Origin of the sequence: Streptosporangium sp. G11 (assembly GCF_051192615.1) — a bacterium.
GTDB lineage: Bacteria > Actinomycetota > Actinomycetes > Streptosporangiales > Streptosporangiaceae > Streptosporangium.
Genome location: NZ_JBPJUQ010000034.1, coordinates 15,973 through 41,002, shown reverse-complemented (window position 1 = coordinate 41,002; position 25,030 = coordinate 15,973). Strand labels below are relative to the sequence as shown.

Here is a 25,030-nt window from a genome sequence, read left to right as displayed (position 1 = left end):
TGAGGTGGTCGGCGAGGCGCGTGGGGCTGCCGATCTAGCGATATTTCGGGATATGGTGAAGCGCATGGTGATGGTCGAGACGCCGAGCGTGCTCTGCCCCGAGCCGCACTGGCAGACGGGTCTCTGAGCGGCGGGAGCCCTCAGCCCCGCATCCCTCACCTCACCCCCTGGGAAGTCCAGTGCTCCACTCTCGCTATGAGGCCGTGATCGTCGGAGGCGGCCACAACGGCCTGGTCGCGGCCGCCTACCTCGCCCGCGCCGGACGGCGCGTCCTCGTCCTGGAACGCCTCGGTCACGTCGGCGGCCTCGCCGTGTCGGCGAGGGCGTTTCCCGGGGTCGACGCCCGGCTCTCGCGCTACTCGTACCTGGTCAGCCTGCTGCCCTCGAAGGTCGTCGCCGACCTGGGGCTCAAGATCGCGCTGCGCCGCCGCCGGTACGCCTCGTACACGCCGGTGGGCGACACCGGGCTGCTGGTCGACAACGGCGACGCCGCGCGGACCGCGGGCTCCTTCGCCCGGGTCACCGGAGGCACCGGCGAGCTGGAGGCGTGGCGGCGCTTCTACGGGATGACCGCCGACGTGGCCGAGCGGGTCGCGCCGACGCTGCTGGAACCCCTCGCCGACCGCGCGGCGATGCGGAGACTCGTCGGCGAGGAGGCCTGGCGCGACCTGTTCGAGCGGCCGGTCGGCGAGGTGGTGGACGAGCGGTTCGCCGACGACACCGTGCGCGGCGTGGTCCTCACCGACGCCCTCATCGGCACCTTCGCCGACCCCTCGGACCCGGACCTGCTGGCCAACCGCTGCCTCCTCTACCACGTGATCGGCGACGGGACCGGCGACTGGAACGTCCCCGTCGGCGGCATGGGCGCGGTCTCCGGCGCGCTCGCCGACGCCGCGCGCGCCGCCGGGGCGAAGATCCTGACCGGCGCGGAGGTCCTCGCGGTCGACCCCTCGGGCGAGGTCGCCTTCCGCGACGCGGACGGGGAGCACACGGTGACGGGCGAGCGGATCCTGGCCAACGTGCCGCCCGCCGTGCTGGCCAGGCTGCTCGGGGACACCGAGCCCACCCCTGAGGGCGCCCAGCTCAAGGTCAACATGGTGCTGTCGCGGCTGCCGCGCCTGAAGGATCCCGGCGTGGACCCCGTGGCCGCGTTCAGCGGCACGTTCCACATCAACGAGGGCCGCGACCAGCTCGCCCGCGCGTACGCGGAGGCGTCGGCCGGGCGGATTCCCTCGCTGCCCCCGGCCGAGGTCTACTGCCACTCGCTGACCGACCCCTCGATCCTCGGCCCGGAGCTGCGCGAGGCCGGAGCCCACACGATGACGCTGTTCGGCCTGCACATGCCGGCCAGGCTGTTCCGCGAGGACCCGGTGGGGGCGCGCGAGGCCGCGCTGCGCGCCACACTCGCCTCGATGAACGCCGTTCTCGCCGAACCCGTCGAGGACTGCCTGCTGCGTGCCCCCGACGGCGGCCTCTGCCTGGAGGCCAAGACCCCGGTCGACCTGGAGACCGAGGCGGGCCTGCCCGGCGGCCACATCTTCCACCGGGACCTGTCCTGGCCGTACGGGGAGCCGGGGCGGTGGGGCGTGGAGACCGGGTTCGAGCGCGTCCTGCTCTGCGGCGCGGGCGCCCGGCGCGGCGGCGGCGTCAGCGGCATCCCCGGCCACAACGCCGCCATGGCGCTGCTCACCTGAGGGCCGGCACCGGCCCGGCCGGGGTGGGGCGGAGGCGTTCATCCGGCTCTCATGATGTGCGTCTACCGTGGAGGCCATGGCTGACGGTGAGGCGGCGCGGGTGCTGGTCGTGGACGACGAGCCCGCGCTGAGGGAGGCGCTGCAGAGCAGCCTGGAGTTCGAGGGCTACCAGGTCGGCCTGGCCTCGGACGGCCAGGCGGCGCTGGAGGCGATCGACCGGGAGCCGTACGAGCTGGTCCTGCTCGACGTCATGATGCCCCGCCTGGACGGGCTGACCGCCTGCCGCAGGCTCAGGGCGGCGGGTAACCACCTGCCGGTGCTCATGCTCACCGCCCGCGACGCCGTGGGCGACCGGGTGTCGGGCCTGGACGCGGGGGCCGACGACTACCTGGTCAAGCCGTTCGAGCTGGACGAGCTGCTGGCGCGCGTCAGGGCGCTGCTGCGGCGCGGCGCGCTGAGCGCGCCCGCGGCCGAGGACGACGCGGTCCTGACCTTCGGCGACCTGCGGATGGACACCGCCGGCCGCGATGTCACCCGGGCGGGCGAGCCGCTGGAGTTGACCCGCACCGAGTATCTGCTGCTGGAGCTGCTCATGATCCACCCCCGCCAGGTGCTCACCCGCGAGCAGATCCTCAGCGAGGTGTGGGGCTTCGACTTCGAGCCGTCCTCCAACTCCCTCGACGTCTACGTCATGTACCTGCGCCGCAAGACCGAGACCGGCGGGCGCCCCCGGTTGATCCACACCGTCCGGGGCGTCGGCTACGTGCTGCGGACCTCCGCGTGAACGGTCGCCGCTCCCTGCGCTCCCGGCTGACCCTGCTGGTGGCGTCGGCCGTGGCGCTGGCGATCGCGGTGTGCGCGGTGCTGTGCTGGTTCGTCGTCAGGGCCGAGCTGCTGCGGCAGGTGGAACGCTCGCTGGAGGGACGGCCGCAGGGCATCGAGTGGATCAGGCCGTACTGCCCGGTGGGGCCGCGATGGGCGGGAATCCCGGGGGTCCCGGGGGACCGGGGAGGCCCGGGAGGCCCGGGAGAGATCATCGGTCGCAGGCCGCAGCTCCGCCTCCCGCCCATCCAGCTGGTCTACGCCGACGGCGCGAGGTGCGTGGCGGGCTCCACCCCCGTCAAGGTCACCCCGGCGGACCTGGCCCTGGCGCAGGGCCCCCCGGGCGGGCGGGCGTTCAGGAACGGCGTGACCGACGGCGGCGAGGAGGTCCGGGTGATGACGAAGAACGTCGGCGCCGGCCTCGCGGTCATGGAGTCCCGATCCCTGGAGGAGGTCCGCGCCACCCTCGCCACCCTCGCCTGGATCCTCGCCGGGGTCACCGCCCTCGGCGTGCTCGGCGCCGCCTCCGCCGGGCTGCTCGTCTCCCGTACGGCGCTGCGCCCCGTCGGCCGCCTGACCGAGGCCGTCGAGTACGTCGCCAGGACCGAGGACCTCGACACCAGGATCCCGGTCGAGGGCACCGACGAGATCGCCAGGCTCGGCGTCTCCTTCAACGCGATGACCACCGCGCTGGCCGGGTCCCGCGAGCGCCAGCGGCGGCTGATCGCCGACGCGGGGCACGAGCTGCGCACCCCGCTCACCAGCCTGCGCACCAACATCGACCTGCTGCTGCGCAGCGAGAACGCCGGGCGCCCCCTCGACGCCGCTCCCAAGCGCAGGCTGCTGACCAACCTCAAGGCCCAGTTCGAGGAGATGTCCACGCTCGTCGGGGACCTGCTCCAGCTCTCGCGTTCGGAGGACGAGCACGAGCCGCACGTCGAGGTCGCCTTCCACGACGCCGTCGAGGCGGCCGTGCGCAGGGCGCGGCCGCGCGCCCCCGACACCGCGATCGAGGTGGAGCTGAGCCCCTGGTACCTGCGGGGCGACCAGGCCGCCCTGGAGCGGGCCGTGGTGAACCTCCTGGACAACGCGGTGAAGTTCTCGGCGGACGGGGCCGATCCGGTGAGCGTGCGGCTCCGCGACGGCGAGCTGACCGTCAGGGACCACGGCCCCGGCATCCCGGGGGAGGAACTGCCGTACGTGTTCGACCGGTTCTGGCGGTCGTCCTCGGCCCGCAGCATGCCGGGCTCGGGGCTGGGGCTGGCCATCGTGGCCAAGGCCGTGCGCGACGCCGGGGGAGAGGTGAACCTGGAGAACGCCACCGGGGGCGGCATCCTCGCGCGCGTCCGCCTGCCCGGCTCCCCCACCCGGTCCCCCGTCATTTCGGAGACGTGAGCGGGCGTTCCGGCGGTGCCCTGTCGCGCAGGGGTGCGTGAGCGGGTGTTCCCGGTGACTTCCGGGGACGGTGTCCCGTTACTCCGGGGTGCCTGAGCGGGCGTTCCCGGTGACGCCGGAGACGGTGCCCCTGGGTCTCGTCGGCCGCCTCGCTCCGGGTCCGTGAGCCGCCCGCCCGCCGTTGGGACCGGCCGTCCCGGGTTTCTCACCCGGTGTTAATGGTCGCCTCAGGATCGCTCAAGATCACGTGACGACCCTGAGGGCATGAGACACCCGAGCCCCCGCCCCCGGAGGGCGGCGTGAAGCAGGCCACGGCGCCGGCGCGCACCCGGCTGGTCGAGATCGTGGTCCCCGTCCACAACGAGCAGCGGGTGCTCGGTGAGAGCGTCCGCCGCCTGCACGCCTACCTCACGGGAACCTTCCCGTACGGCTTCCGCATCACGATCGCCGACAACGCCAGCACCGACGCCACCTGGCGGATCGCCACCGCCCTCAGCCGCGAGCTGTCCCACGTGCGCGCCCTGCGCCTCGACGCCAAGGGCCGGGGCCGCGCGCTGCGCCGGGCGTGGTCGGCGAGCGACGCCGACGTGGTCAGCTACATGGACGTGGATCTCTCCACGGACCTGGACGCGTTCCTGCCGCTGGTGGCCCCGCTGCTGTCCGGTCACAGCGACCTGGCCATCGGCACCCGGCTTTCCAGGGGCTCCAACGTCGTCCGGGGGCCGAAACGGGAGTTCATCTCGCGGACGTACAACCTGCTGCTCCGCTCGGCGATGGGGGCGCGGTTCTCCGACGCGCAGTGCGGTTTCAAGGCGGTCCGCACCGAGATCGCGCAGGCGCTGCTCCCCGCCGTCGAGGACGAGGAGTGGTTCTTCGACACCGAGCTGCTGCTCCTGGCCGAGCAGCACGGGCTGCGCATCCACGAGGTGCCCGTCGACTGGGTGGACGACCCCGACAGCCGCGTCGACATCGCCAGGACCGCCGTGGACGACCTCAGGGGGATGGCCAGGGTGGCGCGAAAGACGTTGTCGGGGGCGGCCAGGATCCCGGTCCCGCCGCGCGTGCGGGGAGCGCGCCTGCCCAGGGGCATGGCCCGCCAGCTGCCCAGCTTCGCCGTCATCGGCGCCATTTGCACCCTGGCGCACCTGATCCTGTTCGTGACCCTGCGCCTGGTGATGCCGGCCGTCGTGGCCAACGGGGTGGCCCTGCTCGTCACCGCCGTCGCCAACACCGCGGCCAACCGGCGCTTCACCTTCGGCGTCACGGGCCGCACCGGAGCCCTCCGCCACCAGCTCGAAGGCGGCCTGGCCTTCCTCGTCGGCCTGCTGCTGAGCACCGGCGGCCTGGCCCTGCTCGACCTCGTGGCGCCCGCGGCCTCCACCGCCGCGGAGGTCGCCGCGCTCGTGGCGGCCAACGCCCTCGCCACCCTCGTACGATTCCTGATGCTCCGCGCCTGGGTCTTCAACCCTCGCCGCGCCAAGGAGACCACTCCATGACCATTCACACCCCGCGGGACGCGGGATCTTCCTCCACGCCCGCACCCGGTACGGCGCCGTCCGCGCCGTCCGCGCCGTCCGCGCCGTCCGCGCCGTCCGCGCCGTCCGCGCCGTCCGCGCCGTCCGCGCCGTCCGTGCCGGTCACGCCGGTCGCGCCGTCCGCGCCACCCGTGTCGGTCGCGCCGGCCGTGCCCGAAACGGCGGCGTCGTCTTCCGGCGGGGGGCATGTCGCCGGGCGGGGCCGTGCGGAGCGGGCGGGCGGGTTCGGCGGGGCCGTGCGGCGGGTGTTCCTCGGCGGCCCCGGCGACCCCCGGTGGGCGCGGCCCGGCCTGTGGGGGGTGCTCGCGACGGCCGCCGTCCTGTACGTGTGGGCGCTCGGGCGCAACGGCTACGCCAACGACTACTACTCCGCCGCGATCCTGTCGGGCACCCAGAGCTGGAAGGCGTTCTTCTTCGGGGCCCTGGACGCCGGGTCGTTCATCACCGTGGACAAGCCGCCGCTCGCGCTGTGGGTGATGGGACTGCCCGCGAGGATCTTCGGGTTCGGCACCTGGAGCATGCTCCTGCCCCAGGCCGTCGCCGGGGTCGCCGCCGTCGCCGTGCTCCACTCGGCCGTGCGAAGGGCACTGCCCGGCACGTACGGCCACGCCGCGGCACTGGTCGCGGCCCTGGTGATGACGCTGACCCCGATCACTGTGGCCATCAACCGGGACAACAATCCCGACACCCTCCTCGTCCTGCTGCTGGTGCTCGCCACCTGGTTCTGCCAGGAGGCGGTACGCACCGGCCGGATGCGCACGCTCGTCGTCTCGGCGGTGCTCGTCGGGCTGGCGTTCAACACCAAGATGCTCCAGGCCTACCTGGTGCTCCCGGTCTTCGCCCTGCTCTACCTGGCCCTGGCTCCCGGCGCCCCGCTCCGCCGCCTCGGGCACCTGCTCGCGGCGGGCGCCGCGCTGGTGGTCTCCAGCGCCTGGTGGATGGTGGTCGTGGACCTGTGGCCTGCGTCGAGCAGGCCCTACGTCGGCGGCAGCACCGACAACTCCGTCCGGGACCTCGTCATCGGCTACAACGGCCTCGGTCGGATCTTCGGCGGGAGCGGCGGGCCCGGCGGAGGTGGCGGGCCCGGGGGCGGCGGCGGGTTCGGCGGAGAGGCGGGCGCCGGGCGCCTGTTCAACGACATCATGGCCGGGCAGATCTCCTGGCTGCTGCCCTTCTCGGTGATCGCGCTCGTCGCGGGCCTGGCCCTGGTCGCGCGCGGCCCGCTCCGCGACGCCAGGATCGCCCTGCCGCTGTGGGGTGGCTGGCTCGCGGTCCACTACGTGGTGTTCAGCTTCTCCAGCGGTACCTTCCACCCGTACTACACCACCGCGATGGCCCCGGCCGTCGCCGCCCTGACCGGTCTCGGCGGGGTGCTCGCGTGGCGGGCCCACCGGGAGTCCCGGGCCTGGTCGTGGGTGCTGCCCGCGGGCATCGCGGTCACCGGGGCGTGGGCGTTCACGCTGCTGCGACGCACCGACGACTTCGTACCCTGGCTGGCCTGGGCGGTGGCCGGCGCGACCGTCGTGGCGGTCGCCGGGCTGCTCCTGGCCCGCCTCGGGCGGCGGCTCAGGCCGCGGATCGCCGCGGTCGCGCTGATGGCCGGGCTGGTGGCCGTCCTGGCCGGGCCCGCCGCCTACGCGCTGACCCCTCTCGGCTCGCCCGTCAACGGCACCAACCCCACGGCGGGCCCCGCGGGCGGCGGAGGCTTCGGCGGCATGCGGGGCGGCCTCCCCGGCGGCGTACGAGCGGGGCTTGCCGGGGGAACGCGCGGCGAGCTCCCCGGCGGCGCGCCGGGGCAGGGCCCGGGACAGGCTCCGGGACAGGGCGCGACCGGTGACGCCGCCCCGCGCGTGCGCTACGGCTTCCCCGGCGGGGCGCGGGGCGGCTTCGGCGGGGCCATGGACCAGCGGATGGTCGACTACCTGAAGAGGAACCGGGGCGGCGCGACCTGGCTGGTGGCGGTGGGCAGCGCTCAGGGCGCCTCCTCGGCCATCCTGTCGACCGGGCTGCCCGTGATCGCGATGGGCGGCTTCACCGGTGGCGACCCGGCCATGACCGTGGACCGGCTCAAGGGGCTCGTCTCCTCGGGACGGCTCAGGTACGTGATGCCCGGCGGCGGCAGGGGAGGGCCCGACGCTGGCGGCTCCCAGGTGACCGAGTGGGTGCGGGCCAACTGCGCCGCCGTCAAGGCCTCGGAGTACGGCGGTTCCACCGGCCAGTCCCTCTACCGCTGCGCCTGAGCCCGCCGCGACCGCCCGGAACGCCCCGACGTCCCGGGCGGTCGTCCCTCGCACGGTGACCGGATACGGCCGGTGAGATAGGCGTGAAGCTATTGACTGATTAGTCAATCAGGAGTAGTGAGGCGGCGTCCCGTGCTGTTGTAGTCTTGCGCCGTGCACAGCGGAGGAGGAGCGCGCAGCAGCCGCGCCGACCAGGCCGACCAGCGTCGAGCGGAGCTCCTTGAAGCCGCCAGGCGGGTCGTGCTGGAGCGCGGGCTGGCCAGCACCCGCGTCGCCGACATCGCCAAGGCGACGAACGTGAGCGGCGGGCTGATCCACTACCATTTCGCCACCAAGGACGATCTCATCACCGAGATGCTCCGCAGCACCAGCGACTCCGAGGTCCAGCGGCTGAAGGAGATCGTCGCGGGCCCCGGCACCGCCGTCCAGTGTCTCGACCGCGTCCTGCGCTTCTACATCCCGGCCTCCCGCTCCGACCAGAGCTGGATCCTCTGGGTCGACGCCTGGGCCGTCGGGGTGCGCGAGGAGCACGTCCGCGCCATCCTGCTGGAGCTCGAGGGCGCCTGGATCGAGATCCTCAGCCAGGTGATCTCCGGCGGGGTGGCCTCGGGCGAGTTCACCTGCGACGACCCGCTGGGCGCGGCCGAGCGGATCGACGGCATGCTCGACGGTCTCGTGGTCCGATACACCCTGCACGCCGGCAACATGTCGCGGAGCCGGATGCTCCACCACGCCAGGGTCGCCGCCGCCCGCGAGGTCGGCCTCGACCTCTCCGACTTCCCCGACGCGCCGGCCGACACCCCCTAGGGGCGCGGTGGTCAGGCCCGGGGGGTGGGCATGGCGGCGAGGAGGAAGGCCAGCCGGGCCGCGGCGTCCTCGATGTTCTCGGTGGTGCCGAGCCGGTAGCCCCACGACGTGATGAAGCCGCCGTCCTGGGAGCAGGTCACGGTCTCGGCCAGCGTGTTGCTGAAGCGGTTGCGGACGTACACGTACGCGGGGTCGCCGAACGAGATTCGCTGCACGGAAAGGTCCGCGTGCAGCCGTATCGCGGTAACGAATCTCTCGAGACAAGACAGCGTGTCCAGCATCGTGCGTCACCTCCGTCTCGACAGAGAATTGCACGATCTTGGGATGCTAATCAAGCAATTGCGGTGTTTAGTCCGCCGATTGTCGGGAGAAATCGCTGAGTACTCGGACGATCACCGATCGGGCATCCTCCCTGAAGGCCGCGACCTCGCAGAGTTCCTCGAAGGTCCGCGCGTAGAAGGCGACGTCCTCCGGGTCGCGCAGGATCAGGTCCCTGGTCCTGGTCGGCACCGCCACGTGGTCCTCGTCGTACACCCAGAAGCCGTTGAGCAGAGCCGAGGGCAGGGGGGCCTCGAAGGGGATCACGCCGAACTCCACGTTCGGCAGCGCGGTCACCGCCAGTAACCGGTCGAGCTGGCCGCGCATCACGTCCAGCGGGGCCAGCCGGTAGCGCAGCACCGCCTCGGGGATGACGAACCTGAACCGCTTGCTCGGGTCGTAGAGGATGTCCTGGCGCTGCATGCGCACCCGGATGGCCGCGTCGATCTCGTCGGGCGCCCGGTAGAGGCGCTTGATCCGGGTGAAGATGCTCCGGGCGTACTCGGTGGTCTGCAGGAGCCCGATCACCACGCCGGGCTCGAACACCCTCAGCAGGGTCGTCCGCGCCTCCGCGTCGCGGATGTCCTCCTGGAGCGCGGCCAGCCCGCTGCGGTGCCGCTGCCGCCAGGAGTCCTGGCGCTCCAGGAGCCCCGAGGCCTGCTCCACGAGCTCCCCGACGACCTCGGGGGCGGCGTTCACGGCCAGGGCCCACTGGGTGACGTCGTCCTCGGTGGCGGTCTGGCGGGCGTTCTCGATCCGGGAGACCTTGGAGGCCTGCCACCTCAGCCGTTCGGCCAGGTCCTTGCCCGACAGGTGGGCGGCCTCCCGCAGGTGCCGCAGCTGCACGCCGAGGTCGGTCCTGGCCTGCTGGAACCCGCTCACCCGATCTCCTCGGCCGTTCGTACGGGCGGTGTGCCGCGGCTGCCGCCCGCCCGCTCTCTCCGCGTGCTCACGTCGCCTCCCGTATGGTGCGCACGACGCTAGACCCGAGCATGTGGATCAAGCCAGAGAGCACTCCTAATCGTGACCAATATTTACAGAAAGTACTTGGCGCGCGATATCCGCGAGAAGCTCACGGGGCACCTCGACGGCGGTCTCACCGTCCAGGACGTGGCGCAGATCGGCCAGCGCCTCCACGTCGGTCACCCGGAGACCCTGCACCACGACGGTCCCGCGGTCGGTCTCGTAGAGGGAGGGACAGGCCCCCGCCTCCGAGGTGGAGCCAAGAAACCGGAGACGCATGGCTGGGTCCTTCCCCGAATCACACTCGTGAAGCAATTGCGTGCAATCCTAGATTTCGGAAGGTTGCATGAAGGTTTCAATCACCAGCTAACGCACATTCCGCCTATTTCGCCGCATGGTCACATGAACGTCTGGGCGCGGGCGAACAGGTTCAGCGTGGTGGCGTGGAGCAGGTCCCCGATCTCCTTGGGGGCCTTGCCCGCGCAGGCGCGGGCGTGCGTGCCCTCCAGGACGATGCCGAGCTTGAAGCAGGCCATCACCGCGTACCAGTCGACGGCCGACAGGTCGCGGTCGGACAGGGCCGTGTAGCAGTCGACGAGCTCCGCGGCCGTGGCCAGCCCGGTGATCCCGCCGGAGATCACGCCCACCCCGTCGGGGGTCGGCCAGGTCGCCAGGAGCCACCCCAGGTCCAGCAGCGGGTCGCCCACCGTGCACATCTCCCAGTCGACGATCGCGGCCACCCTGGGCCCGTCGCAGGCGAACATGAGGTTGGCCAGGTGGTAGTCGCCGTGCATGATCCCCGGGGTGAACCCCTCCGGCCGGTTGCGCTCCAGCCAGCCGGCGGTCTCCTCCAGTCCCGGGATGTCGGGCCCTGGATATCCCTTCAGGGCCCCGTAGCCGTCCAGCTCACCCATCCAGCGGGGCACCTGCCGCTCCAGGAAGCCCTCGGGGCGGCCGAACCCGTCGAGCGCGCCGTGGTTCACCCGCCCGAGGTCGGCCAGCGCCGAGGCCGCCTCCAGTCCCATCCGGTGCCGGATCGCGGGATCGCCCGCGTGCGGCTCGGGCAGCTCGACGGTGGCGTTGAACCCCCGGACCGGCTCCATCAGGTAGAAGACCGCGCCCATGACGCTCTCGTCGGTGCAGGCCGCGACGAGGCGCGGCGCCGCCACCGGCGTGTCGCGCAGGACCGCGAGCACCCTCGCCTCCCGGCGGAGCACCTCGTTGCTCCTGGCGCGCGGGTGCAGCGGCGGCCTGCGCAGCACGTACGACGCCCCGCCCCGTTCGAAGCGCACCATGACGTTCTGCGTCCCGCCCGCCACCGGCGCGACCCGCTCGAACGGCCCCTCCGGCAGCCCCCGCGCGTCCATCCACGCCCCGAGCACGCCGAAGTCGATCGCGTTGACGTCGATGTGCGTGGACGTCATGCGCCCTCCTTGACCGAATGATGTTCTAGATGGGTGAATCTATGATTCCCGTTCGCGGCGGTCAATAGCGTCCCGGTCCGGCGGAGGCGGCACCGGCCTCACACGTGCTCCCGCCGGGGCCCTGGGCGGGGCTCTCGGTGGCGGGCGCCGTCCTGTCGATCCGGCCGCCGGTGCGCCGGGCGGGTGGGAGGGCACGCTTGACGGGTCGCGGTCAGGCGGCCGTGGCCAGGGCGGACAGTTCGCGCCATTCACGCATGGGGAGCGCCGCGGGGGTGGCGGTCAGCACCTGCAGGCACACGTGGTCCGCCCCGGCGTCCAGGTGGGCCCGGACGCGCTCGGCGATGACGTCGGCGTCCCCGTGGGCGACGATCGCGTCGACCAGGCGGTCGCTCCCGCCGCCCGCCAGGTCGTCGTCGCCGAAGCCCAGCCTGCGGAGGCTGGCGGCCTGGTGGGCGGCCATGCCGGCGTACGGGCCCATGTGTTCCCTGGCGACCTCGCGGGCCCTGGCGAGGTCGGTGTCCAGCACGACGGCCTGCTCGACCGCGAGGAGGGCGTCGGGCCCCATGATCTCTCTCGCCCGGTGGGTGTGCTCCACGGGCACGAAGTAGGGATGGGCGCCGAGGGTCCGCCCGGCGGCCAGAGCCAGCATCCGCGGCCCGAGCGCGGCGAGGACGCGCCGCGGGGGCGTCGCCGGGGCGGGGGAGCCCAGCGGGACGGCGTCCATCGCGTCAAGGTAGGCGCCCATCGTGTGCACGGCCCGGCCGCGGCTGGGGATGCTGTAGCCGTTCATCTCGATGGGGGCGTCGGACACCCGGTGCCCGCCGAGGCCGAGAAGGTAGCGGCCGGGGTACGCCTCGTTGAGCGCGCGCTCGGCCGCCGCCATGGTGATGGGGTCGCGCAGGGCGATGTTGGCGATGCCCGCTCCCACGACCAGTCGCCGGGTGGCGGAGAGCAGCAGCCAGGCCTGGCTCACGCTGTCGCGGCCGAACCCCTCGCCGAACCACAGGGCGCCGTAGCCGAGTTCCTCGATCTCCGCCGCGGCCTCACGCACCTTCGCCGCGGGCTGGCCGTCGAAGGCGAACGTCCAGATCCCGACGCGTCCGAGGTCGGCGGTTTCGTCGTTCATCCAGAAGCCTCTCTCCCGAAAATATCCGGAGAGGGTCTCCGGATAATATGACCGTATGATACGGAGAACTTCTCCGTTTGCAAACGGGTGTGGAAACCAGGGGGTATCGATGCGGGTCGACGCGCGCCGCAACCGTGAACACCTGCTGACGACAGCCAGGACCGTGATCGCCGAGCAGGGGCCCGAGGCGTCCCTCAACGAGATCGCGCGCCGGGCCGGGGTGGGGCCGGGAACGCTCTACCGCCACTTCCCCACGCGGCAGGTGCTCCTGGCGGCCGTGTTCCAGGATCGGGTCGAGACGCTGTGCGCGAGGGCGGGGGCCCTGCTCGCCCACGCCTCACCGGACGAGGCGCTGGCCCTCTGGTCGCGGGACGTGCTCGCCCACGCCCTCACCGACCGGGGGCTGTCCACCTCGATGACGCTCGGCGGGGTCGAGCTCGGCTTCGACTGCCGCGCGGCGATGCGCTCGGCGGCGGCGGGTCTCCTGCTGCGGGCCCAGCGGGAGGGGCGGACGCGTCCGGACATCGACGTCGAGGACCTGTTCCAGCTCGTCACCGGCGTCGCGCTGGCCGCGACCGAGCTGCCCGGCGGGCTCGACCGGGCCGAACGCCTGCTCTCGGTGACCCTGGCCGGTCTGCGCGGACAGGACCGCCTCCCCGCCCTCTGACGGGGAGGACGGGACCGGGCCTCCCCTACGAGACGGAGGATCGGCGCGGGCGCCGCCGTGCGGGCGGGCGGATCAGGGCTCGCCATACCTCGCCGTACGGGGCGGGGGAGGCCTGAGTCCGGGCATCGGGCGGGCCCGGCCGGGACGCGGGTCCGTCGTACGGATCGTCGTACGCGTTGCCGTACGGATCGTCGTACGCGTCGGAGGAGACGTCAGAGGAGGTGTCGCGGGATGTCGGCGAGCTGGGCGCGGAGCTCTTCGCCGAGTGCCTTGGCCTGCGCGTCGAGGCGGGGGCTGGCGGCCACGCCCCGGCCGAGGAGGCCGTGGACGACGAAGTTGAGGGCGAGCAGGTTGGGCAGCTCGAAGCGCTCGACCCTCAGCCCGGCGGTGGACGGCAGAAGCCGCGCCAGGCGCTCGACCGTCAGGTGGCCCTCCAGCCACCTGAACTGCTCGGCGGTACGGACCCAGACGCCCAGGTTGGCGTTGCCGCCCTTGTCGCCCGAGCGGGCGCCCACGATCGCGCCCAGCGCGACCCGCACGGTCTCCTTCTCCCCGTCCTCCCCGTCGCCGTTCCGCGCGTCCCGTCGCGGGGACTCCTCCGGAGGCGCGGAGGCGGGGAGCCCGTCACCGCCCGCCGGGGGCGTCCACGACGCGTCCGGTGCCTGGTCGAGCTCGCGGCCGTCGAGCCAGACGCGGGCCCGCACCGTCTCCGCCGGGACGAGCGTGGGCCAGTAAACCCCGTACGGGGAGGCGTCACCGGGAGGGGTGAGGCCGTAGAAACCGGGGTAACTCGCCAGGCCGGTCTCGACCACGGCCGAGGAGAAGGCGCGTCCCGCCTTCCGCCGGTCGGCGTCCATCACGGTGACGCGCAGCAGGGCGGTCCCGGCGAGCGGGGTGAGCTCCACGTGGACCTCGTCGAACGACTCCTTCGGCACCCGCGACCAGACGGCCTCCTCGGCCAGCCGGGCCTTGGCCTCGATGTCCAGGCCGGTCAGCACGAGCGTCATGGTGTTGCGGTAGCCAGCCAGGTAGTTGACGGCGACCTTGAGCGTGTCGGGAGGGGCCTCGCCGCGCACCCCCGAGACGCGGACCCGGTCGGGGCCCTCCTGCTCCAGCCGGATCGTGTCGAAGCGCGCGACCACGTCGGGGCCGAGATAGCGGGGCGACCCGATCTCGTACAGCAGCTGCGCGGTGACCGTGCCCACCGAGACCAGCCCCCCGGTCCCCGGGTGCTTGGTGACCACGCTGGAACCGTCGGCCTCCAGCTCCACCAGCGGGAACCCGCAGCGCGCCAGGTCGGGGACCTCGCCGAAGAAGGCGTAGTTGCCGCCGGTCGCCTGGCAGCCGCACTCGATGACGTGCCCGGCGACCACCGAACCGGCCAGCGCGTCGAGATCGCCGGGCCCCCAGCCGTACCGCCAGATGCCCGGCCCGGTGACCAGGGCGGCGTCCGTGACGCGGCCGGTCACCACCACGTCCGCCCCCGCCGACAGGGCGGCGGCGATCGGGCGGCCCCCGAGATAGGCGTTGGCGGTCAGGGCGGTCGCGGGCAGCCTCTCGCCGGTGTCCGCGTTGGGGGCGCCGCCCAGGTCACGGCCGGTGAGGTCGTCGCCGGTGACATGGGCGACCCGCGCCGGCAGCCCGAGGCGCCCCGCGAGCTCGGCCACCGCCTCGGCGCACCCGGCCGGGTCCAGCCCGCCCGCGTTGGAGACGATCTTGATGCCTCGCTCCAGGCACGTCCCGAGGACCTCCTCCAGCTGTCTCAGGAAGGTCGGCGCGTAGCCGGGGCGGCCCTTCAGCCGGTTCCCGGCCAGGATCAGCATGGTCAGCTCGGCGAGCCAGTCGCCGGTGAGCACGTCGATCGGGCCGCCCTCCACCATCTCCCTGGCGGCCGACAGCCGGTCACCGTAGAAGCCGGAGCAGTTGGCGACGCGCAGCATCAGCTCTCCTCGTTCCGGTGCGTCCGGGCCATCCGGCAGGTCCGGTGCGTCCTGCGCGTCCGGGACGTCCCGGACGCGCGGGCCCGCGTCGCGAGTTCCGGTCCGCGCGGTCCGCGCGGCGCGGGCGGCGCGGGCCCGTCGTGTGTCGCCGGTCCGGCGTACGGCATCAGCCCGCCTCCGGCGCGGGGATCCACGACGCGGGCCGCTTCTCCATGAAGGCGGCGATCCCCTCCTGCCCCTCGGCGGAGGTGAAGCGCCGCGCGGACAGCTCGGCCATCTGGCGCATGCCCTCCTCGACGCTCAGCTCGGGCACGGTCCGCACCAGCTGCTTGGTGAGGGCGAGCGCCTCGGGGCCACCGCGCAGCAGCATGCCGGTGTAGTGGGCGACCGTCGCGTCCAGCTCCTCCTCGGGCACCGCTCGGGTGAGCAGCCCGATCTCCGTGGCGCGGGCGGCGTCGAACGTCTCCCCGGTGAGCAGGTACTCGGCGGCGGCACGCGGGCCGAGCCGCCGCAGGACGGTCACCGAGATCATCGCGGGCACCACGCCGAGCCGCACCTCGCTGAACGCGAACGACGCCGAGTCGGGGGCGATCGCGAAGTCGCAGGCCGCCACCAGGCCGATCCCCCCGGCCCTCGCCGTACCGTTCAGCCTGCAGACGACCGGCTTCGGGCTCTCCCAGATCAGGCTCATGATCTCCGGGAACGACGCGGTCACCGGCGCCTCGTGCGCGCCGCCCGGCGCGACCCGCTGCTCCTTCAGGTCGGCGCCCGCGCAGAACACGGGCCCGGTCCCGGTGAGCACGATCACCCGGACGCTCTCCTCGGCCAGCGCCCAGTTGAGCCGGTCCTCCAGGTCGCCCAGCAGTCGCACCGACAGCGCGTTGCGGTTGCGGGGGGAGTCGAGGGTGATCGTCGCCACCCCACCGGACACCTCCCTGCGCACCAGTCGTTCCACCGGCCAGCCCCCGTCGCTCTTCATGTCGGTCCTTCCGTCGTCGGGACCTCCTCCCGGCTCCCGGGACTCCACGGAGCCCACGGAGCTCGCGGAGCCCGGGGAGCTCCGGGAGAAGGTCACGCCTGCTCCTCGATCACGGCCAGCACGGCCCCCGCCTCGACCTGGCGGCCCGGCGTCACGTTCACCGCCGCCACCGTGCCCGGCGCGGGCGCCGAGATCCGGTGCTCCATTTTCATGGCTTCGAGCACCACGACCACCTGCCCCGCCCCGACGGTCTCGCCGGGTTTGACGTCGACCCGCAGCACCGTACCGGGCATGGGCGCCACCAGGGAGCCGGGCAGCACGTGTTCCACCGGTTCCGGCAGGCGGTCCAGCGGGGTGAGCCGTACCGAACCGAGGGGGGAGTCCACGTGCGTCACGCCGTCGTAGCGGGCGACGGCGAACCGGTGCCGCACGTCCGAGGTCTCCAGTACGACGAGCGAGGGCGCCGCGCCGACCAGGACCGTATCGGGAAATCCCTCGGCCCGCAGGCCGTCCCTGGTGATCCGGTACGAGATCTCCGCCTCCGCGAAGGCGGCGCGCTGCGGCTGCGACACCACGTTGCGCCACCCGCTCGGCAGTCCCGCCTGAACGGTCGCCGCCGCCCGGTTGGCCGCCGCCCCCGCGAGCGCGGCGGCGAGGGCGGACAGGCGCACGAGATCGGTGTCCTTCCGGCCGGTCGCAGGAGGACCGGTGAGCGCGTGCTCCTCGAGGAAGCCGGTGTGGGTGTCCCCGGCCAGGAACGCCGGGTGGCGCAGGACCTCGACCAGCAGGTCCCGGTTGGTGACGGGACCGTGGATCCTCGCGCCCGCCAGCGCCGAGGCCAGCCTCCGCACGGCGTCTGGGCGGCTCGCGCCGTACGAGACGACCTTGGCGAGCATCGGGTCGTAGTGGACGCCGATCTCCGAGCCGTCCTCGACGCCGGAGTCCAGCCGCAGGCCGTACCGCCCGCCGGGAACGAGCGCGAAGCGGGAGTCCACGCCGGGAACCTCGAAGCGGTGCAGGACGCCGCTCTGCGGAAGCCAGTCGCGGGCCGGGTCCTCGGCGTAGAGGCGCACCTCGACCGCGTGCCCGGACGGCTCGGGCGGCGACGCAGGAAGCCGGGCGCCCTCGGCGATCCGCAGCTGCCACTCGACGAGGTCGACGCCGTAGACGCACTCGGTCACCGGGTGCTCCACCTGCAGGCGGGTGTTCATCTCCAGGAAGGCCACCGTCTCGTCCCGGACGAGGAACTCGACGGTCCCGGCGCCGACGTACCCGATGGCCCGCGCGGCCGTGACCGCCGCGTCGAGGAGCCGCGCCCGCACCGGCGGGGAGATCGCCGGGGACGGGGTCTCCTCGACCACCTTCTGGTGCCGCCGCTGGATCGAGCACTCCCGCTCGCCCAGCGCCCACACCGTCCCGTGCCCGTCGGCCAGGATCTGCACCTCGATGTGCCGGGCGCCCTCCAGCAGGGGCTCGACGAACACCGTGCCGTCCCCGAACGCCGACGCCGCCTCCCTGCGCGCCGACTCGACCGCCTCCGGCAGGTCGCCGGCCGAACGCACGACGCGCATCCCGCGCCCGCCACCACCGGCCGACGCCTTCACCAGGAGGGGGACGGCCCGTTCGGAGGCGGATCCGCCCATCCGGCCGAACGCGGCGTCCAGGTCGTCCGTCGAGTAGCCGGGGCCCGCGACGAAGCCCGGCAGCACCGGGACCCCCGCCCCGGCCATCAGCGCCTTGGCCTCGATCTTGGAGCCCATCGCGGCGACGGCCTCGGCCGGAGGGCCGACCCAGGTCAGCCCGGCGTCCGGTACGGCCCGCGCGAAGGCGGCGTTCTCCGACAGGAAGCCGTACCCGGGATGGACCGCGTCGGCCCCCGACCTGAGGGCCGCTTCGATGATCTTCTCCACCGACAGGTAGGTGTCGGCGGGCCTGACACCCTCCAGCCGTACGGCGTGGTCGGCCTCGGCCACGTGCGGCGCGTCCGCGTCGGCGTCCGAGAAGACCGCGACGGTCTCGATGCCGAGGTCGCGGCAGGTACGGAAGACGCGGCGGGCGATCTCACCCCGGTTGGCGACGAGCAGGCGGCGGATCGGCGGGACGGTCACGGTCATGGGCATGGTCACGGTCACATCCGGAAGACGCCGAAGCCCGAGGGCCTCGGGGCGGGGGCGTTGCCGGCGGCGCTGATGGCGCCGTTGCCGACGGCGTTGCCAGCGGCGTTGTCGGTGGCGTTGTTGACGGCGGACAGGCACAGGCCCAGGACCGTCCGGGTGTCGCGGGGGTCGATCACGCCGTCGTCGTAGAGACGGCCCGACAGGAAGAACGGCAGCGACTCGGCCTCGATCTGCGCCTCGACCAGCTGGCGCATCGCCGTGTCGCCCTCCTCGTCATAGACCTGGCCCCGCGCCTGGGCGGCGGCCCGGCCGACGATGGACAGCACCCCGGCGAGCTGGGCGGGCCCCATGACGGCCGACTTGGCGCTGGGCCAGGCGAACAGGAAGCGGGGGTCGTAGGCCCTGCCGCACATGCCGTAGTTGCCCGCGCCGTACGAGGCGCCCATGACGATCGTGATGTGCGGGACGGACGAGTTGGACACCGCGTTGATCATCATGGCGCCGTGCTTGATGATGCCGCCCTGCTCGTAGTCCTTGCCGACCATGTAGCCGGTGGTGTTCTGCAGGAAGATCAGCGGGGTGCGGGCCTGGTTGGCGAGCTGGATGAACTGCGCCGCCTTCTGCGCCTCCTCGCTGAACAGCACGCCCCGGGCGTTGGCCAGGATCCCGACCGGGTGGCCGTGCAGGCGGGCCCACCCGGTCACCAGGCTCCCGCCGTACAGGGGCTTGAACTCGTCGAACTCACTGCCGTCCACCACCCGCGCGATCACCTCGCGCGGGTCGAACGGGATCTTCAGGTCCTCCGGCACGATGCCCAGCAGCTCGTCCTCGTCGTACAGCGGATCGCGCACGGCGCCGGGGGAGACGCCGGACCTGCGCCGGTTCAGGTTCCTGACGATCTGCCGCCCGATCCGCAGCGCGTCGTGCTCGTCGGCGGCGAGGTAGTCGGCCAGGCCGCTGACGCGGGCGTGCATCTCGGCGCCGCCCAGCGACTCGTCGTCGGACTCCTCCCCGGTGGCCATCTTGACCAGCGGCGGCCCTCCGAGGAAGACCTTGGCGCGCTCCTTGACCATGACCACGTGGTCGCTCATGCCCGGCACGTACGCCCCACCGGCCGTGGAGTTGCCGAAGACCAGGGCGATCGTGGGAATCCCGGCCGCCGACAGGCGGGTCAGGTCGCGGAAGATCCGGCCGCCGGGGATGAAGATCTCCTTCTGGGTCGGCAGGTCGGCCCCGCCGGACTCCACCAGGTTGATCAGCGGCAGCCGGTTCTCGAAGGCGATGTCGGCCGCCCTGAGCGTCTTGCGCATCGTCCACGGGTTGGACGAGCCGCCCCGAACGGTCGGGTCGTTGGCGACGATCACGCACTCGACGCCCTCGACCACCCCGATCCCGGTGACCACGCTCGCCCCGACGGGGAAGTCGCTGCCCCAGGCCGCCAGCGGCGAGAGCTCCAGGAACGCCGAGTCGGGATCGACGAGCAGCTCGATCCGCTCCCTGGCCAGGAGTTTGCCCCGCGCGTGGTGCCGGTCGACGTACTTGCCGCCGCCGCCCGCCACGGCCTTGGCCTGCTCGGCGTCGAGCTCCGCCAGCTTGGCGAGCATCGCCTCGCGCCGCGCCAGGTAGTCGTCACCGGAGGTGTCCAGGCGGCTCATGAACCCGCTCCCTTGGTTGACGCGGACGTCATATCGACGATCCGGCTCGTTGGCGTCGATGTCGGCTTCTGCGTCGACGTTGGCGTTCGCGCCGGTGTCGGCGTCGGTGCCGGTGTTCGTTCCTGTACCGGATCCCGCGACGGAGCCGGTGTCAGGCCGATGGCACGGGCCCAGAGCGTGGAGAGCGCCGCGACGGCGGTCCGCTCGTCGGCGTGCTCGCCGAGGTCCAGCCAGACGTGGGCGAAGTGCTCGACCATCCCGCCCAGCATCACGGCGGTCAGCCGGGGGTCCAGCGACGGGTCGGCCAGTCCCTGCTCCTGCAGGCGCCGCAACCCCTCCGCGCCCCGCCGCACGAAGACCTCGCGCAGCTCCAGCAGGAGACCGCGGAAGCTCTCGTCGGTGACCGCGACCTGCTCCAGCATCCGCACCAGCCGGGAGTTGGCGGCCCACGCGCGCAGGTAAAGCAGGTTGGCGGCCTCGATGCGGGCGTACGGGTCGCCGGGGGCGGCCGGTCCGACCACGCTGGCGGTGAACATCTCGCCCACCACGGTCGCCGCCACCTCGCGGAACAGCTCCTCGCGCGAGCCGAAGTAGGTGTAGAAGGTGCCGTGCGAGACCCCGGCGCGGGCGCAGACGTCGTCGACGCGCACGGCGTCGTAGCCCCGCTCCTCGAACGCCTCCCGCCCGGCCTGGACGAGCGTCGCCCGGGTACGCCGCCCCCGGCTGCCAAGGGTCTCAGACTTGACGATCACGTCAGGTACGGTAGCCCACAAAAGGCGCCCCCGCCAGGGATGGCGCGTATCCCGTCCGTCCTCCCGCCCACCGTTTCTCGCATTGGCAGGGGGACCGGGCCGGGATTCCGAAGATGGCCGGTATGCCAAGATGTCGGCCTGAAAGAGCGCATGTTCCACAAAGGCGGGGGAAGCGGCAGCACATGGATGAGAAGTCAGACGACGCGTCGAAGGCCGCCACCGGCCTCTCCCTCGGCATCGCCGTCGGCGTCGCCATCGGTGCCGCTCTGGGAGTCGCGCTTGGAAACCTGGGCATGGGCATGGGCATCGGGATCGCCGTCGGTGCCGGACTGGGAGTGGCCTTCACGACCGGCCGGAAGAAGGGCGAGGAGTGAACGCCCCCTGAACTGAGCCGGACTGAACTGAGCCGGACTGAACGACCCCCGGTCCGCGACGGACGCCGTGCGAGCCGGTCCGCTCGCACGGCACCCGCCGTACAGCGCGCATCGCCCTACGCGGGCTGGGGCTGGGACGGGGAACGCGGCACGAAGCTCTCCCGCGACCGCGCCATGACCGCCAGCAGGGCCTCGCGCTCGGCGGTGAGTTCCCCGAGGTCGGCGCCGTCGCGTTCGGCGCGCTGGTGCAGCATGACCAGCTCGGTCGCGGCCTGCTGGTAGTCGGACATCGCGCCGCCCGCCCCGAGCCCCCTGGCCCACCTGCGGGCCTGCCTGCGGGTGGACAGCGAGCCGAGCATGTCGATGTCCTGCGGCGAGACCAGGCCGGTCCGCAGGTAGGCGGGCAGGTGCACGCTCATCATGGCCACCAGCCGCCGCCGCTCCCGTACGGTGACGACGACAAGCCCGCAGATGACGGCCAGCTCCAGGAGATAGGCGGCCCCGAGGGCGGGCAGCGACTCCAGCGCCGAGGTCCCGTTCCACAGGCCGTGCAGGAGCACGGCGCCGAGATAGCCCAGCGGGACGGCCAGGAAGGCGCCCCTGCGGCGCGCGGTGACCGCGTGGGCGACACCGAGCCCGATCATCGAGGTGAAGAGGGGGTGCACGAGCGGCGAGACCAGCCCTCGCAGCACGAAGACGCCCACCGCCCCCTCCGCGCCCGCCTCGGTGAACGCCGCGGAGTAGTAGAGCATGTTCTCCACGGCGGCGAACCCCAGGCCGACCATGGACGCGTAGATGATGCCGTCGGTCGGGCCGTCGATCTCGCGCCTGCACCGCCAGATCAGCCACAGGAGCGCGGCGCCCTTGAGCGCCTCCTCGACCACGGGGGCCACCGCCACCAGGGTGACGGTGGCCGCGGTCCGCTCGCCCACCTCGAAGGCCCGCACCATCACCATCGTGCCGCCCAGCTCCAGGACGACGCCGAGAATCACCGCGATGCCCGCCCCCCAGGCGAACGCGAAGAGCAGGTTCAGCCGGGGCTCGGGCTCCAGCCGGTCGAGCGCGAGCACGGCGGCGAGCAGGATCGGCAGTGGCGCCAGCCCCAGGGCGAGCGAGACGCCGAAGCCGGTGGGGCCCCCGCTCGCCAGGACGATCCCCATGGCGACCAGGACGCAGATCCCGGAGATCGCCAGAGCGGCGATCAGCCCCTTGCCCGGCCGGGGCGGCAGAATCCGCGGCCGACCCCCCTGCGGCGGAGGGTCGGCCGCCTCGTATGTGTCCATCGGTATCGGTCTCCTCGTGGTGCTTTCGGATGGAAAGCACCACGGTGCCCCTGACCGGTTAACGTCCACTTGCAATCCGTGAGACGACCGGCCACGGGGCGGCCTGGTCTCGGTCGGCGGGTGGTGAACTCCTGATGACCGAGCCGTCGGTACGCCTACCGCGCGAGCAGCGGGAGCGCAGGGAAGGTGTGGTCCCGCCACAGCAGCCGCGAGGTCTCCTCCGGGTAGGCGGTGACCGTCGACGGAGTGTCGAAGAGCTGTGCGAGGCGGTGGCCGGCGTCGTACGGAGGCCAGCCCGGGTCGCCGTGAGCGGCGAACGCCGTCCACGCCCCGCGGATCCGCGCGGACAGCTCCTCCGCCACCGGGGAGGGCGGGTCGCCGATCAGCGCGGCGGTCTGTCCGCTGCTCAGGTTGCCGAAGACGAGCGGCACGTCCAGGCCGTGGCAGGCGCCGAGCGCGCCGCCCAATCCCGGGGCGGGCCAGGTCAGTTCGTAGAGGTGGGCCTGGCCGCCGCCGGCGATCTGCGCGTCGGCGAGGTGGAGGCTCGGCATGCGGAACAACCAGTCCGCGTTGACCAGCTCGTACAGCTCCTCATCGGCCGCGGCCGGGAATGCCCGCCGGTACCGGCGCGCACCGTCGGGGCCGGGGGCGAGCATGTGCAGAGCGGTCTCGGTCTGCTCGTGCGTGACCTGGCCGAGCACGCCGTCGATCAGGCTGAACAACCGGTGCTCGTCACGCGTGTGCCCGACGAGAAGCCCGACGTCGCGGGCGGCGCCGTCGGCCAGCGCCTGCCAAGGGGGCGCCGGCAGGACGTCGCCGTCGACGACCGGTGCGAACGGGATCGGCCGGTGTGTGATCTGCCCCCAGCGCTCCCGCCACTGGACCGTCTTGGCGAAGATCGCGTCGCCCGCGGCGGGCAGCCGGGCCGGGGCCACCGCCGACAGGCCGGACACCGTGGGCCGTACTCCCAGCTCGGCGGCGCAGGCGGCGGCGATGTCGGCGGCCAGCTCGGGGGAGAAGAACGTCCCGGGCACGCTCTGCGCGACCGCCCGGTGGAAGAGCCCGGCGGCGCGCGGCATGGCGAGCAGCGCGGCGACCGATCCGCCACCCGCCGACTGGCCGAAGACCGTGACCCGGTCCGGATCGCCGCCGAACACCCGGATGTTGTCGCGCACCCACTGCAGGGCCGCGACCTGGTCGAGCAGTCCCCGGTTGGCCGGGGCTCCGCCGATCTGCGCGAAACCCTCGATACCGAGACGGTAGTTGAGGGTCACGACCACGGCTCCGCTCCCGGCCAGGTGCCCGGCGTCGTATTCCGGGAGGCTGGAGTCGCCCATGGCGTAACCGCCGCCGGGGATCCACACCATCACCGGGAACCCCGCCGCCGGATCCGGTTCGGGTGTCCAGACGTTGACCGTCAGCCAGCCGTCGTCGGTGGTGTCCTGGGACACCCCGAGTACGCCGGACTGCGGGGGCGGCGGGCCGTACGCGACCGCCGGGCGCGCACCGTCCCAGCCGCGCACCGGCTGCGGCGCGGCGAAACGGAGGGCGCCGACCGGCGGCTCGGCGAACGGGATGCCGCGGAAGACCGCCAGGCCCGCCTCCCGGCCGCCGCGGAGGACGCCGGCCGCCGTGCGGACTTCCGGCTCGGACTGCTTGCTGGACGCGGTGACGGCCACTTCGCGGTTTCCTCTCCGTTCCGGCTCAGCCGAGCATCCCAGTGCGCGCCATCCGCGGGCAAAGCATTTAGGGGGCGGCCCACATGAGCCTGAAACCCACACGGAGTTGATTCCGGGCCGAGCGCGGACGACGTGATCCCGGCCGAGATCGTCAAGCGGATCACCGCGCCGGTCATCGACGTCTGGGTGGACGTGTTGTACAACCCGTCGTGTCCGCCGGTGGGGTCATATCCGGCGCGGGTGCGAGCCCACGGCGGAGCGGGCGACGGCCTCCGGGGCCGGAGAGCGGAAGGAACGCCGGTAGGCGGCCGGGGTGGTGCTCAGCGCGTTGTGGAAGCGGCGGCGCAGGTTGACCGCAGAGGACAGGCCGACGCGCTGGGCGATCGTCTCCACCGGAAGGTCGGTCTCCTCCAGCAGGGCGCGGGTGCCGGCGATGCGCCGGTCGAGCAGCCAGCGGCCGGGGGAGATGCCGAGTTGCTCGGTGAAGCGGCGGCTGAGGGTGCGCGCCGACATCCCCGACCGGGCCGCCATGTCCTCCAGGGTCAGCGGCCGGTCGAGGTTGGCGGTTATCCAGTCGAGGAGCGGGGCGAGGGAGTCGGGGACCGGGCCGGTCGTCGGCAGCGCGGGGTACTGGCGCTGGCAGCCCTCCCGGTGCGGGGCCGCCGACAGCTGCCGGCCGATCCGCATGGCGAGGGCCGCGCCGTGGTCGCGCCTGACCTGGTTGAGGCACAGGTCGACGGTGGTGGCCGTGGCGCCCGCCGTCGCGACGTCGCCGTGGTCGACGTACAGGACGGTCGCGTCGGCGCGGACCCTCGGGTAGCGCCGGCCCAGCTCGTGGGTGAGCTCCCAGTGGGCCGCGGCGCCGCGGCCGTCCAGCAGGCCCAGGCTCGCCGGGACGTGGACGCCCGCGCAGATCCCGACGATCCGCGCGCCGCGGCCGTGGGCGGCCAGGACCGCCGCGCCGAGTTCGGCGGAGAAGTCCGGCCCTGGGCACCAGCCCGCGATGAGGATCGTGTCGGCCTCCGCCAGGGCCTCCAGGCCGTCGTGGACGACGATGTCGGCGCCCAGCGTGGTCGGGATCGGGCCGGGCCGCTCGGCGCAGAGCCGGAAGTCGTAGAGCTGGGGGATGTCGGGACCGTGGTAGCCGAACACGGCGGACGCGCAGGTCACCGGGTACATCTCCTGTGTGGGGCCGACCAGGGCGACCACGCGATGCCTCATGGCAAGAATGTACCCAACAATGTCATTCAGGGCATCTGT

The 25,030-nt window shown here is 73.1% G+C and carries 22 protein-coding genes; 8 read left to right on the top strand and 14 right to left on the bottom strand.

From position 1 onward, the window contains the following. Positions 1 to 179: 179 nt before the first annotated feature. From ACSDR0_RS27780 to ACSDR0_RS27765, 4 genes are all read left to right on the top strand, one after another. Positions 180 to 1,694, top strand: coding sequence for a phytoene desaturase family protein (locus tag ACSDR0_RS27780; RefSeq protein ID WP_435291831.1), 1,515 nt, complete (start codon positions 180 to 182; stop codon positions 1,692 to 1,694). Positions 1,695 to 1,770: 76 nt separating this feature from the next. Then, on the top strand, positions 1,771 to 2,478 hold the full coding sequence (locus ACSDR0_RS27775; RefSeq protein WP_435291830.1) for a response regulator transcription factor: 708 nt from the start codon (positions 1,771 to 1,773) through the stop codon (positions 2,476 to 2,478). Then, positions 2,475 to 3,911 (top strand): sensor histidine kinase, encoded by a 1,437-nt coding sequence (locus ACSDR0_RS27770; protein WP_435291829.1) that lies wholly within the window; start codon positions 2,475 to 2,477, stop codon positions 3,909 to 3,911. Before ACSDR0_RS27775 ends, ACSDR0_RS27770 begins: the two co-directional genes overlap by 4 nt. 299 nt (positions 3,912 to 4,210) lie before the next feature. After that, entirely contained in the window at positions 4,211 to 5,407 is a 1,197-nt protein-coding gene (locus ACSDR0_RS27765) for a glycosyltransferase (protein WP_435291828.1), read from the top strand. A 4-nt stretch (positions 5,408 to 5,411) separates the two neighbouring features. On the opposite strand, the gene ACSDR0_RS27760 is transcribed toward ACSDR0_RS27765, so the two are convergent. Beyond that, on the bottom strand, positions 5,412 to 5,552 hold the full coding sequence (locus ACSDR0_RS27760; protein WP_435291827.1) for a hypothetical protein: 141 nt from the start codon (positions 5,550 to 5,552) through the stop codon (positions 5,412 to 5,414). A gap of 25 nt (positions 5,553 to 5,577) precedes the next feature. On the opposite strand from ACSDR0_RS27760, the gene ACSDR0_RS27755 reads away from it, so the two are divergent. Continuing rightward, positions 5,578 to 7,686, top strand: a complete 2,109-nt coding sequence (locus ACSDR0_RS27755; protein WP_435291826.1) for a glycosyltransferase family 39 protein — start codon at positions 5,578 to 5,580, stop codon at positions 7,684 to 7,686. A 153-nt stretch (positions 7,687 to 7,839) separates the two neighbouring features. Beyond that, positions 7,840 to 8,493, top strand: a complete 654-nt coding sequence (locus tag ACSDR0_RS27750) for a TetR/AcrR family transcriptional regulator (protein WP_435291825.1) — start codon at positions 7,840 to 7,842, stop codon at positions 8,491 to 8,493. Positions 8,494 to 8,504: 11 nt separating this feature from the next. On the opposite strand, the gene ACSDR0_RS27745 is transcribed toward ACSDR0_RS27750, so the two are convergent. The 5 genes from ACSDR0_RS27745 to ACSDR0_RS27725 all read right to left on the bottom strand — a co-directional run bounded on the left by ACSDR0_RS27745 (position 8,505) and on the right by ACSDR0_RS27725 (position 12,324). Continuing rightward, complete coding sequence (locus ACSDR0_RS27745; protein ID WP_435291824.1) at positions 8,505 to 8,708, bottom strand: hypothetical protein; 204 nt, start codon at positions 8,706 to 8,708, stop codon at positions 8,505 to 8,507. A gap of 133 nt (positions 8,709 to 8,841) precedes the next feature. Further along, on the bottom strand, positions 8,842 to 9,693 hold the full coding sequence (locus tag ACSDR0_RS27740) for a helix-turn-helix domain-containing protein (RefSeq protein ID WP_435291823.1): 852 nt from the start codon (positions 9,691 to 9,693) through the stop codon (positions 8,842 to 8,844). Positions 9,694 to 9,828: 135 nt separating this feature from the next. Continuing rightward, complete coding sequence (locus ACSDR0_RS27735) at positions 9,829 to 10,053, bottom strand: hypothetical protein (RefSeq protein WP_435291822.1); 225 nt, start codon at positions 10,051 to 10,053, stop codon at positions 9,829 to 9,831. Positions 10,054 to 10,172: 119 nt separating this feature from the next. Continuing rightward, positions 10,173 to 11,198, bottom strand: a complete 1,026-nt coding sequence (locus tag ACSDR0_RS27730; protein WP_435291821.1) for a phosphotransferase family protein — start codon at positions 11,196 to 11,198, stop codon at positions 10,173 to 10,175. Positions 11,199 to 11,409: 211 nt separating this feature from the next. Beyond that, positions 11,410 to 12,324 (bottom strand): TIGR03620 family F420-dependent LLM class oxidoreductase, encoded by a 915-nt coding sequence (locus tag ACSDR0_RS27725; protein WP_435291820.1) that lies wholly within the window; start codon positions 12,322 to 12,324, stop codon positions 11,410 to 11,412. A gap of 109 nt (positions 12,325 to 12,433) precedes the next feature. On the opposite strand from ACSDR0_RS27725, the gene ACSDR0_RS27720 reads away from it, so the two are divergent. Then, entirely contained in the window at positions 12,434 to 12,991 is a 558-nt protein-coding gene (locus tag ACSDR0_RS27720) for a TetR/AcrR family transcriptional regulator (RefSeq protein WP_435291819.1), read from the top strand. A gap of 212 nt (positions 12,992 to 13,203) precedes the next feature. On the opposite strand, the gene ACSDR0_RS27715 is transcribed toward ACSDR0_RS27720, so the two are convergent. The 5 genes from ACSDR0_RS27715 to ACSDR0_RS27695 form a co-directional block, all read right to left on the bottom strand. Continuing rightward, on the bottom strand, positions 13,204 to 14,931 hold the full coding sequence (locus ACSDR0_RS27715) for an acyclic terpene utilization AtuA family protein (protein WP_435291818.1): 1,728 nt from the start codon (positions 14,929 to 14,931) through the stop codon (positions 13,204 to 13,206). A gap of 166 nt (positions 14,932 to 15,097) precedes the next feature. After that, on the bottom strand, positions 15,098 to 15,910 hold the full coding sequence (locus ACSDR0_RS27710; RefSeq protein WP_435291817.1) for an enoyl-CoA hydratase-related protein: 813 nt from the start codon (positions 15,908 to 15,910) through the stop codon (positions 15,098 to 15,100). A 92-nt stretch (positions 15,911 to 16,002) separates the two neighbouring features. Next, a complete protein-coding gene (locus ACSDR0_RS27705; RefSeq protein WP_435291878.1) occupies positions 16,003 to 18,030 on the bottom strand; it encodes an acetyl/propionyl/methylcrotonyl-CoA carboxylase subunit alpha in 2,028 nt (675 codons plus the stop codon). Positions 18,031 to 18,038: 8 nt separating this feature from the next. Beyond that, positions 18,039 to 19,682 (bottom strand): acyl-CoA carboxylase subunit beta, encoded by a 1,644-nt coding sequence (locus ACSDR0_RS27700; RefSeq protein ID WP_435291816.1) that lies wholly within the window; start codon positions 19,680 to 19,682, stop codon positions 18,039 to 18,041. Continuing rightward, entirely contained in the window at positions 19,679 to 20,434 is a 756-nt protein-coding gene (locus ACSDR0_RS27695; RefSeq protein WP_435291815.1) for a TetR/AcrR family transcriptional regulator, read from the bottom strand. The genes ACSDR0_RS27700 and ACSDR0_RS27695 overlap by 4 nt, the downstream gene beginning before the upstream one ends. 182 nt (positions 20,435 to 20,616) lie before the next feature. Between ACSDR0_RS27695 and ACSDR0_RS27690 the strand changes: the two genes are divergently transcribed. Continuing rightward, positions 20,617 to 20,808: a hypothetical protein gene (locus ACSDR0_RS27690; RefSeq protein ID WP_435291814.1), complete on the top strand. Its 192-nt coding sequence runs from the start codon at positions 20,617 to 20,619 to the stop codon at positions 20,806 to 20,808. 116 nt (positions 20,809 to 20,924) lie between these two features. Here the strand turns inward: ACSDR0_RS27690 and ACSDR0_RS27685 are convergent, their stop codons facing one another. From ACSDR0_RS27685 to ACSDR0_RS27675, 3 genes are all read right to left on the bottom strand, one after another. Beyond that, complete coding sequence (locus ACSDR0_RS27685) at positions 20,925 to 22,091, bottom strand: PrsW family intramembrane metalloprotease (protein ID WP_435291813.1); 1,167 nt, start codon at positions 22,089 to 22,091, stop codon at positions 20,925 to 20,927. Positions 22,092 to 22,246: 155 nt separating this feature from the next. Beyond that, positions 22,247 to 23,770: a carboxylesterase/lipase family protein gene (locus tag ACSDR0_RS27680; RefSeq protein ID WP_435291812.1), complete on the bottom strand. Its 1,524-nt coding sequence runs from the start codon at positions 23,768 to 23,770 to the stop codon at positions 22,247 to 22,249. A 225-nt stretch (positions 23,771 to 23,995) separates the two neighbouring features. After that, positions 23,996 to 24,991 (bottom strand): GlxA family transcriptional regulator, encoded by a 996-nt coding sequence (locus tag ACSDR0_RS27675; RefSeq protein WP_435291811.1) that lies wholly within the window; start codon positions 24,989 to 24,991, stop codon positions 23,996 to 23,998. Positions 24,992 to 25,030 lie beyond the last annotated feature (39 nt).